The sequence below is a fragment of the Enterococcus saigonensis genome, from assembly GCF_011397115.1.
GTDB classification, from domain to species: Bacteria; Bacillota; Bacilli; order Lactobacillales; family Enterococcaceae; genus Enterococcus_C; species Enterococcus_C saigonensis.
In genome coordinates, this window is record NZ_AP022822.1 from 780,806 (window position 1) to 795,083 (window position 14,278).

Sequence of the window (14,278 nt, forward strand, 5' to 3'; positions counted from 1 at the left end):
GTTTGTATCTATTGATGATAATGACCTTAAAAAAGCATTAGGTCTTGAAAGAGATGACGATGGTAATATCTATGATCCGCTTGCAGAAGATTTGGACAATGATGGTGTGCCAGATAGATACGATAATGACTTTAGAGATAGTGACTATTTTGAAACTACTTATGATGTAGAGGATAATCTTAATGCAAGGGCAGAAAGCAAAGAAAAACCATCTATTTTAGGGCAAATTAAGTCATATCAGTCACAAGAAAAACAAGCAGAAACACGAGAAAATAAATCAAAAGAACACGATGAACGTTAAGGGGCTTATTACAAGCTCCTTTTCATTTTTAGTAGAAAAATGGAGGTATATTATGAACTACAAAGAAATGAGAAATACACTAGAACAAATGGCAAACGAAAAACACGAAGATTTTGCAAAGGCACTAATTAGTTTTGAAAAAGGTATCAATGATAAAAATGCCTTGGATAGGTTGTACCAGGAGTATATGGATAATGACAGTATGAGCTTACTTAATGATGAGTTTGATTATTTGATTGATGAACTTAGAGAAAATGGACAGATTAAAGAAAGTGCAGCAATTGAAAAAGAAGATAATAATCTGGTGAACATTGTTGGGAATGTCGTAGGTGAGATTGAAACAATTGAAAGAGAAAACAAAAATGGAGAAGCCTTTAAAGTAGTTAATTTCTCGGTTGTGTCAAAAGATGATGAGGGAAATAAGACTTATATAAATTGTTCGGCTTATGGAGATAAGGGAGATATACCAAAGAATTTTAAGCAAGGTGACTTTGTAAAGATTTTTGGTCAGGTAAGAACATCCATTGACGATAACGGAAAGGAACATACTAATGTTAGAATACTATCGTCTAAGCTTTTAAAAGCAAAGGAACAGATGAAGAAGCAAGAAGAAAAGAAAGAATCGGTACTTGGAGCAATAAAGAAATATAAGGCTGAAGAAAAAGCAAAACCTGTAGAAAAGAAAGAATCTCTAAAGGAAACTGAGAGATAAGATATGTCGGTGTAGTCTTCGGGCTGCACCGATTATTTTTTTTTGCAAAACTAGTTCGAGAAAAGGGAATAAAAGTGTACTATAAGTACTAGTTTTGTGGTATAATAGAAGCGATATGATTTTAACAAGAAAATGACTGGAGGTTAGTCATGTCAAAATTCAGCTATAAAAAATTGTTTAAAAAATTGATAGATAAAGATATGAAAAATACTGAACTTATGAAAAAAGCAAAAGTGAGTAAAAGTACATTCTATAAAATTAAAAATGGTGATAATGTCACAACTGACGTGTTACTAAGAATCTGTAATGTATTGGAATGTGATATTTCAGAGATTGTAGAATGTGTTAATGATTCTTCGGAGGAAATATAAAATGAATTTAATTAGCTTGTTTTCAGGAGCGGGAGGATTAGACTTAGGCTTTGAAAAAGCAGGGTTTAATGTTGTAGCTGCTAATGAATACGATAAAACAATTTGGGAAACATATGAAAAAAATCATGATACAAAACTTATTAAGGGAGATATTTGTGGTATTCCTTCAGAGATGTTTCCTGAATGTGATGGTATTATCGGAGGTCCGCCATGCCAGTCTTGGAGTGAGGCAGGGTCATTAAAGGGGATTGATGATCCTAGAGGACAATTATTTTATCAGTACATACGCATTTTGAAAGATAAAAAGCCGAAGTTCTTCTTAGCAGAAAATGTTAAGGGCATGATGGCGAAAAGGCATAATAGTGCTGTTGAAAATATTGTTTCTCAATTTGAGGAAGCTGGTTACGATGTTTTCATTCATTTGTTAAATGCTAGTGATTATGGTGTTCCTCAAGATAGAAAAAGAGTTTTCTATGTTGGATTTAGAAAGGATTTAAACATCAAATTTGAACCACCTAAACCATACGAGTCAAAGTTGACTTTTAAAGATGCGATATTTGATTTAAAAGATTCGGCAATTCCAGCATTAGAAAAAAATAAGACAAATGGTGATAACTGTAAAGTTTTGAATCATGAATACTTTATTGGTGCCTATTCGCCAATATTTATGAGTAGAAATAGAGTTAGACAATGGGATGAACAGGCATTTACGGTCCAGGCATCTGGTAGACAGTGTCAACTACATCCGCAAGCACCAGTTATGCCTAAAGTAGAAAAAAATAAAAATATATTTGAACCTGGTAAGGAAGCACTATATAGAAGATTAACCGTGAGAGAGTGTGCAAGAATACAAGGATTCCCAGATAATTTTAAATTCTATTATACGAATTTGAACGATGCATATAAAATGATTGGTAATGCTGTTCCTGTGAACTTAGCGTATGTTATGGCTGAGTCAATTTTAGAAGCTTTGCGTAATTCTAGTTCAAATTTGAGTCTCTTAAAAACAGGCACAGATAATTAGGCGGAGGTAATCTATGAGTGAAAAAAGTAATAATCAAGGAAGGGCATATGAGTTTTCTTATTTAACTACATTGTTTGAAGAAATATCAAAAGTTCGTCCGGCAAAGATAGAAAAAAACAGTAGTTTTTATGCTGCAGAACGTGCATGGAATACTTTAACCGATTCTGAAAAAGCTATATACAAGATTAGTGCATTAGCTGGAGTAAATACTATATTTGAACTTGAACCGTTGATTTTAGATGATGGATTAGATGAGTTGGAATTGAAAATTCAATCAGATGATAAAGGTAAAGAAGGCGATGTAAGAGATGTACTGATTATTAGACGAGGTATTGAGTGGGAAATTGGTCTTAGCGTAAAACACAACCATTTTGCTGTAAAACATAGTAGATTATCTAAAAATTTAGATTTTGGAAAAAAGTGGTATGGAATAGATTGTTCTGAACAATATTGGAAAGATATTAAACCAATATTTGAATATCTTGATTCTGAAAAACAAAAGGGTTCTAAGTGGAGTGAATTACCTAACAAAGAAGACGATGTATATGTTCCTTTATTAAATGCATTTAAAGGGGAACTGGAGAGACAAAATTGCTTGTTTAGTAAAGATATTCCTAGATTGATGGTTGAGTATTTGCTCGGAGAATTTGATTTTTATAAAGTAATTGGGATTGATAATAAAAAGATAACTCAAATTCAAAGCTACAATTTGAGAGGAACGTTGAATAGACAGGGTAAAAAGCGTAAAAGAAGTGTTGAATTGCCAATATCAACACTTCCAACAAGGATTGTTAGCTTGGAATATAAACCAGACAGTAAGAATACATTGGAACTATACCTTGATGGCGGTTGGCAATTTAGTTTCAGAATTCATAATGCTTCGACTAAGGTTGAATCAAGTTTGAAGTTTGATATACAAATTATAGGTATGCCTACAACAATTATATCGATAGATTGTAGATGGAAATAGGAATGCTAGGAGGGTCTGATAGTTTTATCAGATGTAATATTATGGAAAATAGTGGATTTAAAATAAAATTTGATAAGAATACAATTGATCATCTAGGTATTAAGTTGTATAGCAAATTTCCCCCAGTAATTGCTGAACTTATTTCTAACTCATATGATGCAGATGCTGAAAATGTTGTAATAGAAATAGATTACAATAATAAAATTGTTACAGTTACAGATGATGGAATTGGAATGAATCACGAGGAATTGAATGAAAATTTCTTGAAAATTGGTAGAAATAGAAGAAAAGCCGAGGGAACTGGATTATCTAAAATTAAAGGCAGAAAAGTAACCGGTAAAAAGGGACTTGGGAAATTAGCAGTATTTGGAATAGCAAACACAATTGAAGTTCATTCGATAAAAGAAGGAATAAAAAACGCCTTTAGTATGAACTACGATGAACTTAAGGCTGAAATCAAGGATGAATATAAGCCAAAGGCATTATATGAAAATGAAAAAACAGATGAGCTACATCAAACACAAGTAATTATTAAAGAGATAACTCAAAAAAATATTATGGATATAGACACTCTGGCATATAATTTATCAAAAAGATTTTCGTTCTATGATTCTGATTTTAAAGTGGAGTTAGTTGATTTAACATCGGATAGACGCATTGAAATAACTAAATCCATATATTTTGAGAAATTAGATAAAGAATTTGACTGGAATTTCCCAGATGATTTTGAAAGCGAGTTAAGTCAAACAGAATGGTTTGAATGGTTGAAATCTCATAATGTTTCAGGTAAAATTTTTACAAAAAAAACACCATTGAACAAATCGGAAGCAGGTTTTTACATTTATGTAAGAAATAAACTTGCTGCTGAGAATGATTTTTTTGATGACAGAGCGAATGATACGTTTAATGGATATGTTACTGGATATTTTAATATAGATTTTATTGATGATTCAAATGAAGCTGATTTTATATCCACAGATAGAAAAAACATTTTATGGGAAGCGGATGAAGATACAGCTAAATTAAAACAATATCTTAATAAATTAGTATCTAAAGTTTCAAATTCTTGGAGAAAAAAGAGAAAAGATAAGAAAGAAGAACAGTTGCAACTTCCTGAAGATTTTTTTGAAGGAATGTCAAAACTCGAAATATCTAGTATAAATAAAGTTAAAGATACTTTAATTGCTAACTCGATAGAAACTGATAATATTGACTCGTTGAAACGAATCTTAGATAGCATGAAAACATTATATAAATTTGAAAGTTTTCAAAATTATATTGCCGAGTTAGATGATGAAGATTTAACGGTTGATAAAGTGGAAAAAATTACTACAGATTGGGAATATATAGAATCTAAAGAGTTGGCTAAAATATCAATCGGACGTATTAAGGCAATTGAACAGTTCGAAAAGTATGTAAGAAATGATGCAAGTGAAACAAAAGTTATTCAACCTTTCTTAGAAAAATTTCCATGGATATTGGATCCAAGGATTACAACATTTGAACGAGAAGTTACCTTCAAGAAGATATTAAAAGAAAATTTTCCAGATACAGAACTTGAAGAAAAAAATAGAAGACTAGATTTTCTTTGCAATTTAGTAAATGGCGAATTGATAATAATTGAATTAAAGAGACCAAGAATAAAAATTTCGTTAAAAGAAATTAGACAAGCAAGGGAATACGAAAGATTTTTGCTGAAAAATCATAAAGAGAGTATTGCAAACGGTGTTAAAACATTTTTGATTTCAGATAGTTTTGTGATGGACGATGAGACGACAGATTTTTATTCGTCTTTGGAAGATACAGGCAAACTCTATATTAAATCGTATTCAGATTTACTGCAGCAGGCAAAGCAATATAATAAAGATTATATAACTAGGTATAAAGAGATTGAGAGCATTTATAAACCAGATAAAGAAGTATAGTGATAAAACAACTTGAAAGGAGGTGTGGTTATGCTCAATATAGTAGATGTGTTTTCGGGAGCAGGTGGATTAACCGAAGGCTTTAGGTATAAAGACTATTATAATTTTATTTGTCATATAGAAATGGACAAAGATGCTTGCTCTTCTTTAGAATTAAGAAACATATATTACTATTTAAAAAAAGAAAATAACCTATCTCCATATTTTGAATATATTCAAGGAAAAATCTCGAGAGATGATTTGTACTCGATTATACCAAGAAATCTAACTAAAGATATATTGAATAAGGAAATAAGTAAAGATACTATACCTTCGATTTTTGAATTTATTGACCAAAGATTAGGCAATAATGAGTTAGATGGTATTATTGGTGGACCACCGTGTCAGGCATACTCTACAATCGGTAGAGCCAATAACAAGTCGAAAAAATCTACAGATAAAAGAATTTATCTGTATAAACATTATTTAGATTTTCTGGATAAATATAAACCAAAGTTCTTTGTTTTTGAAAATGTTAAAGGGTTGCTTTCTTTTAAAGATTTATCAGGAGAGTTACTCTTGCCAAAAATAATTTGCGAATTTGATAAGTGCGGATATGAGGTAGATTATCAAATAGTAGATGCAAGTAATTATGGTGTAGTACAAAAAAGAGAACGTTTAATACTTGTCGGACATCGAAAAGATTTAGTGTTCGATAACTCATTTTTTGACAGTTTGGCTGAATATGTTGAGGCTGCTCCAACTATAAAAGAATTGTTTGAGGACTTGCCAAGTATAAAGTCTGGAGGAAGTTCTCATAAGTATCGTTGTGATGTTTCGAGTCAGTTCGTTGAAAAATATATTCGTAAAAAAGATGATATTTTAACACAACATGCTGCAAGACCTCATAATGAAAATGATTTGAAGATATATAAATTGGTACTAAGAGCTAAGAAAAAAGGTAAGAATTTAAGGTATATCGATATACCTGAAGAACTACAAACGCATTCTAATACAACATCTTTTTTAGATAGATATAAAGCTTTGGATTATGGCTCTGTTAGTCATACAGTTGTTGCTCATATAGCGAAAGATGGACATTACTATATTCATCCAGATTTAAGACAGAATCGTTCAATTACAGTAAGAGAAGCAGCTAGAATACAAGGATTTCCAGATGATTTTTATTTTGAACATTCACGAACAGCTGCATTTAAACAGATAGGCAATGCTGTTCCACCAATTTTATCTAAAAAAATTGCAATGGCCGTTATAGATTTTTTGAGAGGAGAAAAAGGAGAATGAATTACCTTTCAATCTCCTTACCCATATATTTTTCATAATTTTTTCTGATTTGATATAGTTCTTTCATATCGGATTTTGAAGAAGAATACTCTTGCATCAGGGTATTCTTTTTTTCATGCAATGAATCAAGCTCTTTCAAAATATCCTTGGAGTTTGGAAGTTTTGAGTAAGATTTTTTTAGGTCTGAAAGGGCATTTTCATAGAGCGTTATTTCTGATTTATGTTCTTCAGAAAAAGCCTTATCAGATGGATCTTTCTTATATTCTAAATAGATTTGACGATACAATTTTACGGTATGAACTTGTTCCATAATATTTGATAGAGTTGAAATTTTGTTATCAACAACTTTGATTTGATCCTGTAAATCTTGTCTTTTTAATGCACTCTCTTTAATGTATTCATCCAGCTGGGAGATAGACTTAAATCTTTTTTCACGCATCAAAAGTACAGTATCGGCTGCAGTTTTCAAATTATGTTTTGTAGCCCAATACTCATAGCCTTTACTTGATTTTATCTTTTCATTATTCTCAATATCAATTATATTTCCGATACGTTTTTTAACAGCATAGGTTCTTTGATTAGCATTATCTAAGATACGCTCTTTTAATCTATCCTCAGTATAATCTTCTCCAATAGTCTTAGCTCTTGTAAATCTTTCTTTGTCCTTGTGCTTAAATGCAATATGTTTTCCATATTTGATTTCATAATTAAGGGTAGCCATTCTCTTTATAAAATCAGCCCAATCTTTGGATTGTTTAATAGCTCTATCTATATCAAATTGAAGTCTACTTTTCCAAGAAGTACCTTTCTTAAGTTGGTCATTTTCATACCATGACTTACCATTAGTTTTATATTTCTTCCTATAAGTTTCGTAGAACTCATCAATAACAGATAGGTTGTTTTCTTTGCATAGTTTATCACTTTGATACCTAATTTGATGATAGCTTCTCTTGTTGGATTGATAGCACTTGCCTGTAACCATATTTACATTATTGAATATGATGTGATTGTGGATATGCCCTTTATCTATGTGAGTAGATAGTACAAATTCATATTCGTCCTTTAATATCTTTTTACACAGTTCAAGACCGATTTGATGTGCCATTTCGGGCGTTGCTTCACCAGGCATAAATGACTGAATAAGGTGTCTTGCAAGTACTGTTCCATTAACTTTATTATCTTCTCTAGTCTTCATAAAAGCAGCATGGGCAGTAGAAGCAAAGCACTTATTTGTGCTTACCAATATTTTTTCGTCTGTCTTTTCTTCATTTGTTATATAGGCAATAGCGAGGTTAAGTGTTGATTTTATTGGATGTATTTTTGTGATTGCCATTTAAACCTCATCTCCTTTGTTAGTAGTTTTATTAAGTAGTAGGGAATGTATTTGCCATATTTCTTTTGATAGATGTTCAATGTGGGATTGTATATATTTGATGTCATCGCTATAGATAACACCAGTAGAATTAACTCGTTTAGCAATTTGGTTGACGCTACTTGCATATCTAAAAAGTAATCCTTGTATATCTCTAAATGGTTCTAAATCGACAACATAAATATCTGATTCAGATACTACTTTTCTTAGAAAATGGTTCATGGTCTTACACTTTGACATCTTCATTTTCTTTTCAAAGAGTGCTTTTTCTTCTTCTGTTAAGTTTATTTTCAGCTGAACATTTCTAATTCTATTTGCCATGTCTGTTACTTCCTTTCAAAAAATGGGGTCTTAGGGTACTCCCTAACAAGCTAAAATTGATAAAAAAAGAAGCAACTCCACGAGGGGCTGCTTCATCGATTTTTCGTAAGTGGGTACACACTTACTGTGCTTGCTACATAAGAATGATTTGTAAAACAAGCGTTAAGCGAGATATGAGTTTGTGTCTTAATTATACCAAGTATAGAAGTTAATGTCAGCGTATTTAAGAAACTATTTCTAAAAAAATTGAAATAGTTATTGAGTTCATCCTTGTGGTGATGTTATAATTATTTTGAAAAAATTTGAAATAGATTATGGAAAGGCTAAGCTAATGGATTATTATGATAAGTTTAAAGCTCTATCCGATCCGATAAGACTGGATATATTAAATGAATTGAATAATGGAGAGTTATCTGCAGGGGATATTGCAGAAAAATTTGCTCTACCAAATTCAAAAATTTCGTATCATTTAGCGATACTAAAAAAAGTAGATATGGTTACAGAAAGAAAATATAAGAATTTTATTTTTTATAGCCTAAATCGAAATGGTATTCAGGAAGCTTCAACTTGGTTTGATAGATTTCAAAAATAAAATTCGCATAAATAAGCTTTCTAAAATTAGCAATTACAAGGAGATGAAGATTTAACTGTTAATTAGGAGGATGATGTGCATGGGATGGGTTACGCACGATTTAATAAAAGGGATTCATAATTTTTTGTGCGGAAAATTTTCCTTATTGCATTTATCCTTTACCTAATTCTAAACTTAATAAATTAAATAGTAGAACTGTTTTTGTTCATTTGCGAGGACTCGGTGTGACATCATGCCGTAGTCCTCCTTTTTTGTCTTCAAACAAGATTTTGAAACGAAAAGGAGGACGAAGAATGAATAAAGAATATTTCTTGTTTGTAAACGGAAAGAAGATCAAAGTTAGCGAGGAGATTTATAAAGTCTATTGGCAAGAGAAAAATCATGAGAATTACTTGAAGCAGATAGATCGAAAAAATCAACTGCTTTTATTTTCTTCTTTTGACCATGATGGGCATTTTGAAGATAGTATCGTTGATGAGGGATTTGATGTAGATAAGATTGTTCAGACACAAATGATGATAGAGGCAGTGCGAGATGCACTATCAAAATTAAATGATGAAGAAAGAGAAATAATTGATAGACTTTATTTTAATGATGAAACTATTCGTTCGGTAGCTGAAACGAAAAAAATATCTCATCCAGCTCTCATAAAGAGAAGAAATAAGATATTGGACAAGTTAAGAGAATTGCTGAAAGACTTTAGGTAGTAATGAGAAGAAGCGGGCAAAGAAAATTTTGTCTGCTTCTTTTTAGATATTGAAATGTTTTAACTGTTATGCTATAATAATAACAGTTAAAACACAAATAACAGTAGGGGGTTGAGGATGAATATACAGATAAATAATTCCAGTGATGATCCAATATATCTGCAAATAAAAAATCAAATTAAAGCACAAATCATTTCTGGAGATTTGAAAGTGGGAGAACAACTACCTTCGATAAGATTCTTAGCGAAAGAATTAAGAGTAAGCATGTTAACTGCAAAAAGAGCTTTTGATGAATTAGAGTTAGACGGGTTTATAAATTCGGTACAAGGAAAAGGTAATTTTGTTGCAGCACAAAATAAAGAACTAATTCGAGAAGAATACTTAAAGAAAATTGAATCGAAGCTTCAAGAAGTAGTTGAACTTTCAGAAATTGCAGATGTATCCAGTGATGAATTGATAGAAATGTTAAAGAGTTATGTGGAGGGTGAATATGAGTAAATATGCTATTGAAATTAAAGATTTAGTAAAAACATTTGACAGTTTTAAACTAGGACCGGTAAATCTTACTATTCCGAAAGGAACAATAGTTGGATATATCGGACAGAATGGAGCTGGTAAAAGTACAACTATAAAATTGTTACTTGGGCTTTTAAGAAAAGACTCTGGCGATATAAGACTTTTAGATGAGGAAAATCCTAATAGTGTTGAACTGAAAGATAAACTTGGAGTGGTATTTGATGATTTGTTAGTGCCGGAAGAAATGACATTAATCGATGTTGAAAAGTTTTGTTATAGAGTTTATTCAAAATGGGATAAAAAGCAGTTTTATGGATTCGTTGAAAAATTCAATTTACCACATAAAAAGATGATTAAAAATTATTCTCGTGGTATGAAAATGAAACTTTCAATGGCTGTTGCTTTATCTCACAATGCTGAACTTTTGATTTTAGATGAAGCAACAAGTGGGCTTGATCCAATTGTAAGAGAGGAAATCTTGGATTTGTTATTAGATTTTATGCAAGATGAAAATCATACAATTCTTATTTCTTCCCATATTTTATCTGACTTAGAAAAAGTGGCAGATTACATTGCTTTTATTCACAATGGAAAAATCTTATTTATGGAAACAAAAGATGAGTTAAAAGAAAACTACGGTATATGTACTTTATCCAATGAAGAAGTAAATAACTTTGATGAAGAAGCCATTGTAGGAAGAAGAATACATTCTTTTGGGCAAGAGTTACTTGTTAAAAAGAGTCTTGTACCTGATGGTATCAAGTTACAAAAACCGTCAATTGAGGATATTATGATTTACTTTGTGAAAGGAGTGAGACAATAATGATAGCATTAATTTTGAAAGATATAGCTACTTTAAAAAAGACATTATTATTAACGGTTACTATCAGTATTGCACTGGCTGTATATGGAATTTATGAAAATGAATTGTTTATGGTTCCGTTAATATGTGCAATGATTCCGCTCATACTTACTGCAATCGCCTTTGGTTATGATACAAAATCAAATTTCGAACAGTTTGCATTTTCGATGCCAATAAAAAAGAGCAGTTATGTGTTGAGCAAGCTTTTCTTTGCATTTGCCTTTGGTTTGGTCGGTTCAATCTGCATTTTTGTACTGTTGATGACAAAAAATCAAATGTCATTGGATAATATAGTGTTTATTGCTTTAATTACATTAGCTGCTAGTATACTTATGTCTGCCATTCAATTACCATTTATTCTTAAATATGGTGCTGAAAAGGGTAGACTCATTATGGTAATCACTTATTTCTTAATATTTGCTTTATCAACACTGTTAAAAGAAAAGTCGGATTTTCTTGCAGAACTAATGGAGATTTTTAGTAAGAATTCTATATCAATGATTTGCTTAGGAATTTTAGTTGTAAGCATATTAATCATAGGGGTTGCAGTAAAATTGTCCGTTATGATTATGGAGAAAAAAGAATACTAGTTATAAATTATTTAATTTGTAGTTAGGTGGTAGAGATGGAAAAACAATTTTTTTATATAGCTGCTATTATATTTTTAGTATTAGGTTTAGCGGACTTAAGTAAAAGTTTTATGCTTAAAAATAGCATAAAAATCTAGTTATCCGCATAAAAACTGGACTTATCACACTTTATCAAGGTCAAAACCACTCAATTTACTACTAATTTACTACTTATGAATGAGCTTTGATACGACGATTTATCCTTGAAAAGTGAAGATATAAAGATACTTCCAATAAAATTTGAATATTTAATAGGTAGACACTTCAAAAAATGAGGTGTCTATTTTTTTACCCGATTTTGAAAGGAAGTGAACTTATGAAAACAAAAAATCAAGAATCAAAAGGTCGTTCCCCACTCTTTAAGACCATCAAACATTCATTCAGCCAATAAAAAAGAAAGGATAGGTAAAAATATGGAACTTAAATTTGTGATTCCCAACATGGAAAAAACATTCGGCAATTTAGAATTTGCTGGCGAGGATAAAGTCGTTCAGCGAAGAATCAACGGACGGCTAACTGTCTTATCAAGAAGCTATAATCTCTATTCTGATGTTCAAAGAGCAGATGATATTGTGGTGGTGCTTCCTGCTGAAGCTGGCGAAAAACATTTCGGCTTTGAGGAACGTGTGAAGTTAGTCAATCCACGTATTACCGCAGAGGGCTACAAAATCGGCACTCGTGGTTTTACAAATTACCTTTTACATGCTGACGACATGATAAAAGAATAAAGAAAGAGAGGAAAAATGATGAGATTAGCAAATGGCATTGTATTAGATAAAGACACGACTTTTGGAGAATTGAAATTCTCTGCTCTACGTCGTGAAGTGAGAATCCAAAATGAAGACGGGTCGGTTTCAGATGAAATCAAGGAACGTACCTATGACTTAAAATCCAAAGGACAAGGACGCATGATTCAAGTAAGTATTCCTGCCAGCGTGCCTTTGAAAGAGTTTGATTATAACGCACGGGTGGAACTTATCAATCCCATTGCGGACACCGTTGCTACTGCCACCTATCAAGGAGCAGATGTTGACTGGTATATCAAGGCAGACGATATTGTGCTGACAAAGGATTCTAGTTCATTCAAAGCTCAACCACAAGCAAAGAAAGAACCGACACAAGACAAATAGTCGCTAGGTAGAAAGGAGACTTTTTCGCATGAAACAGCGTGGTAAAAGGATTCGCCCATCTGGTAAAGATTTAGTCTTTCATTTTACGATAGCGTCACTCCTGCCTGTTTTCCTGCTGGTTGTCGGACTGTTTCATGTGAAGACAATCCAGCAGATCAACTGGCAGGATTTTAACCTATCACAAGCAGATAAGATTGACATTCCCTATTTAATTATCAGTTTCAGTGTCGCAATTCTTATCTGCTTGCTGGTAGCGTTTGTATTCAAACGGGTTCGCTATGATACGGTTAAACAACTTTACCACCGTCAAAAACTGGCAAAGATGATACTTGAAAACAAGTGGTATGAATCTGAACAGGTCAAAACAGAGGGTTTCTTTAAAGATAGTGCTGGTCGTACAAAGGAAAAGATAACCTACTTCCCTAAAATGTATTATCGACTTAAAAATGGCTTGATACAGATACGGGTGGAAATCACGCTGGGAAAATATCAAGACCAACTCTTACACTTGGAAAAGAAATTAGAGAGTGGCTTGTACTGTGAGCTGACGGATAAAGAGTTAAAGGATTCCTATGTGGAATATACTTTGCTCTATGACACCATAGCCAGTCGTATTTCTATTGATGAAGTAGAAGCTAAAGATGGTAAACTTCGCTTAATGAAAAACGTATGGTGGGAATATGATAAGCTCCCTCATATGTTGATTGCTGGTGGTACAGGTGGCGGTAAAACTTACTTTATACTGACACTGATTGAAGCCTTGCTTCATACAGATTCAAAACTGTATATTCTTGACCCGAAAAATGCTGACCTTGCGGACTTAGGTTCTGTGATGGCAAATGTCTACTATAGAAAAGAAGACTTGCTTTCTTGCATTGAAACATTCTATGAAGAAATGATGAAACGTAGTGAGGAAATGAAGCAGATGAAGAACTATAAGACTGGCAAAAATTATGCTTACTTAGGTCTCCCGGCACACTTCTTAATCTTTGATGAATACGTCGCTTTCATGGAAATGCTGGGAACAAAAGAAAACACCGCAGTTATGAATAAGCTGAAACAGATTGTCATGTTAGGTCGTCAAGCTGGCTTCTTTCTAATACTGGCTTGTCAACGTCCAGACGCAAAATATTTAGGCGACGGAATCCGTGATCAGTTTAATTTCAGAGTGGCTTTAGGTCGTATGTCTGAAATGGGCTATGGCATGATGTTTGGCAGTGACGTACAAAAGGATTTCTTCTTAAAGCGAATCAAAGGTCGTGGCTATGTTGATGTAGGAACAAGTGTCATATCAGAGTTTTATACTCCCCTTGTACCAAAAGGATATGATTTCTTGGAGGAAATTAAAAAGTTATCCAACAGCAGACAGTCCACGCAGGCGACGTGCGAAGCGGAAGTCGCAGGTGTGGACTGATCTTGCTGGCTGGTGTGGCAATAGCCACGCCAGCACTTAACCCCCCGTATCTAACAGGGGGGTACAAATCGACAGGAAACAGTCAAAAAAACATTAGAAAATCCTTTGGTTACAAGGGATTTACAAAATTTCAGCGTATGTCAAATGG

The 14,278-nt window shown here is 32.5% G+C and carries 16 protein-coding genes and 1 pseudogene; 15 read left to right on the top strand and 2 right to left on the bottom strand.

Features of this window, described 5'->3' with window-relative positions:
* Positions 1–13: 13 nt before the first annotated feature.
* The 7 genes and pseudogenes from EsVE80_RS14110 to EsVE80_RS03625 all read left to right on the top strand — a co-directional run.
* Positions 14–301 (top strand): annotated as a pseudogene (locus EsVE80_RS14110) (helicase); the annotation flags it as partial.
* Positions 302–353: 52 nt separating this feature from the next.
* Entirely contained in the window at positions 354–1,013 is a 660-nt protein-coding gene (locus EsVE80_RS03600; protein WP_081528331.1) for a DNA-binding protein, read from the top strand.
* A 149-nt stretch (positions 1,014–1,162) separates the two neighbouring features.
* The gene (locus EsVE80_RS03605; protein ID WP_000033212.1) at positions 1,163–1,384 is read left to right on the top strand and encodes a helix-turn-helix domain-containing protein; all 222 of its coding nucleotides are present in this window, start codon (positions 1,163–1,165) and stop codon (positions 1,382–1,384) included.
* Position 1,385: 1 nt separating this feature from the next.
* A complete protein-coding gene (locus EsVE80_RS03610) occupies positions 1,386–2,408 on the top strand; it encodes a DNA cytosine methyltransferase (RefSeq protein ID WP_001049189.1) in 1,023 nt (340 codons plus the stop codon).
* A 13-nt stretch (positions 2,409–2,421) separates the two neighbouring features.
* Complete coding sequence (locus EsVE80_RS03615; RefSeq protein WP_049513413.1) at positions 2,422–3,378, top strand: HaeIII family restriction endonuclease; 957 nt, start codon at positions 2,422–2,424, stop codon at positions 3,376–3,378.
* 41 nt (positions 3,379–3,419) lie between these two features.
* A complete protein-coding gene (locus EsVE80_RS03620) occupies positions 3,420–5,303 on the top strand; it encodes an ATP-binding protein (protein WP_049513486.1) in 1,884 nt (627 codons plus the stop codon).
* 30 nt (positions 5,304–5,333) lie between these two features.
* Positions 5,334–6,587 carry a DNA cytosine methyltransferase gene (locus EsVE80_RS03625; RefSeq protein ID WP_049513415.1) on the top strand — a complete coding sequence of 418 codons (1,254 nt, stop codon included), beginning with the start codon at positions 5,334–5,336 and terminating at the stop codon, positions 6,585–6,587.
* 1 nt (position 6,588) lies between these two features.
* Here EsVE80_RS03625 and EsVE80_RS03630 read toward each other — a convergent pair whose 3' ends face one another.
* Entirely contained in the window at positions 6,589–7,920 is a 1,332-nt protein-coding gene (locus EsVE80_RS03630) for a relaxase/mobilization nuclease domain-containing protein (protein ID WP_081528332.1), read from the bottom strand.
* On the bottom strand, positions 7,921–8,280 hold the full coding sequence (locus tag EsVE80_RS03635; protein ID WP_081528333.1) for a plasmid mobilization protein: 360 nt from the start codon (positions 8,278–8,280) through the stop codon (positions 7,921–7,923). It abuts the gene before it with no gap.
* A gap of 331 nt (positions 8,281–8,611) precedes the next feature.
* Here EsVE80_RS03635 and EsVE80_RS03640 point away from each other — a divergent pair, with 331 nt between their 5' ends.
* The 8 genes from EsVE80_RS03640 (at position 8,612) to EsVE80_RS03675 (ending at position 14,130) form a co-directional block, all read left to right on the top strand.
* Entirely contained in the window at positions 8,612–8,872 is a 261-nt protein-coding gene (locus EsVE80_RS03640) for a metalloregulator ArsR/SmtB family transcription factor (RefSeq protein ID WP_081528334.1), read from the top strand.
* A gap of 293 nt (positions 8,873–9,165) precedes the next feature.
* Complete coding sequence (locus EsVE80_RS03645; protein ID WP_081528335.1) at positions 9,166–9,579, top strand: RNA polymerase sigma factor; 414 nt, start codon at positions 9,166–9,168, stop codon at positions 9,577–9,579.
* A gap of 117 nt (positions 9,580–9,696) precedes the next feature.
* Positions 9,697–10,077: a GntR family transcriptional regulator gene (locus EsVE80_RS03650; protein ID WP_081528336.1), complete on the top strand. Its 381-nt coding sequence runs from the start codon at positions 9,697–9,699 to the stop codon at positions 10,075–10,077.
* Positions 10,070–10,918 (top strand): ABC transporter ATP-binding protein, encoded by an 849-nt coding sequence (locus EsVE80_RS03655; protein ID WP_081528337.1) that lies wholly within the window; start codon positions 10,070–10,072, stop codon positions 10,916–10,918. The genes EsVE80_RS03650 and EsVE80_RS03655 overlap by 8 nt, the downstream gene beginning before the upstream one ends.
* Entirely contained in the window at positions 10,918–11,547 is a 630-nt protein-coding gene (locus EsVE80_RS03660) for an ABC-2 transporter permease (RefSeq protein WP_081528338.1), read from the top strand. The genes EsVE80_RS03655 and EsVE80_RS03660 overlap by 1 nt, the downstream gene beginning before the upstream one ends.
* 452 nt (positions 11,548–11,999) lie before the next feature.
* Positions 12,000–12,314 (top strand): YdcP family protein, encoded by a 315-nt coding sequence (locus EsVE80_RS03665; protein ID WP_000420682.1) that lies wholly within the window; start codon positions 12,000–12,002, stop codon positions 12,312–12,314.
* 15 nt (positions 12,315–12,329) lie between these two features.
* Positions 12,330–12,716, top strand: a complete 387-nt coding sequence (locus tag EsVE80_RS03670; RefSeq protein WP_000985015.1) for a YdcP family protein — start codon at positions 12,330–12,332, stop codon at positions 12,714–12,716.
* 28 nt (positions 12,717–12,744) lie between these two features.
* A complete protein-coding gene (locus tag EsVE80_RS03675; protein WP_000813488.1) occupies positions 12,745–14,130 on the top strand; it encodes an FtsK/SpoIIIE domain-containing protein in 1,386 nt (461 codons plus the stop codon).
* Positions 14,131–14,278 lie beyond the last annotated feature (148 nt).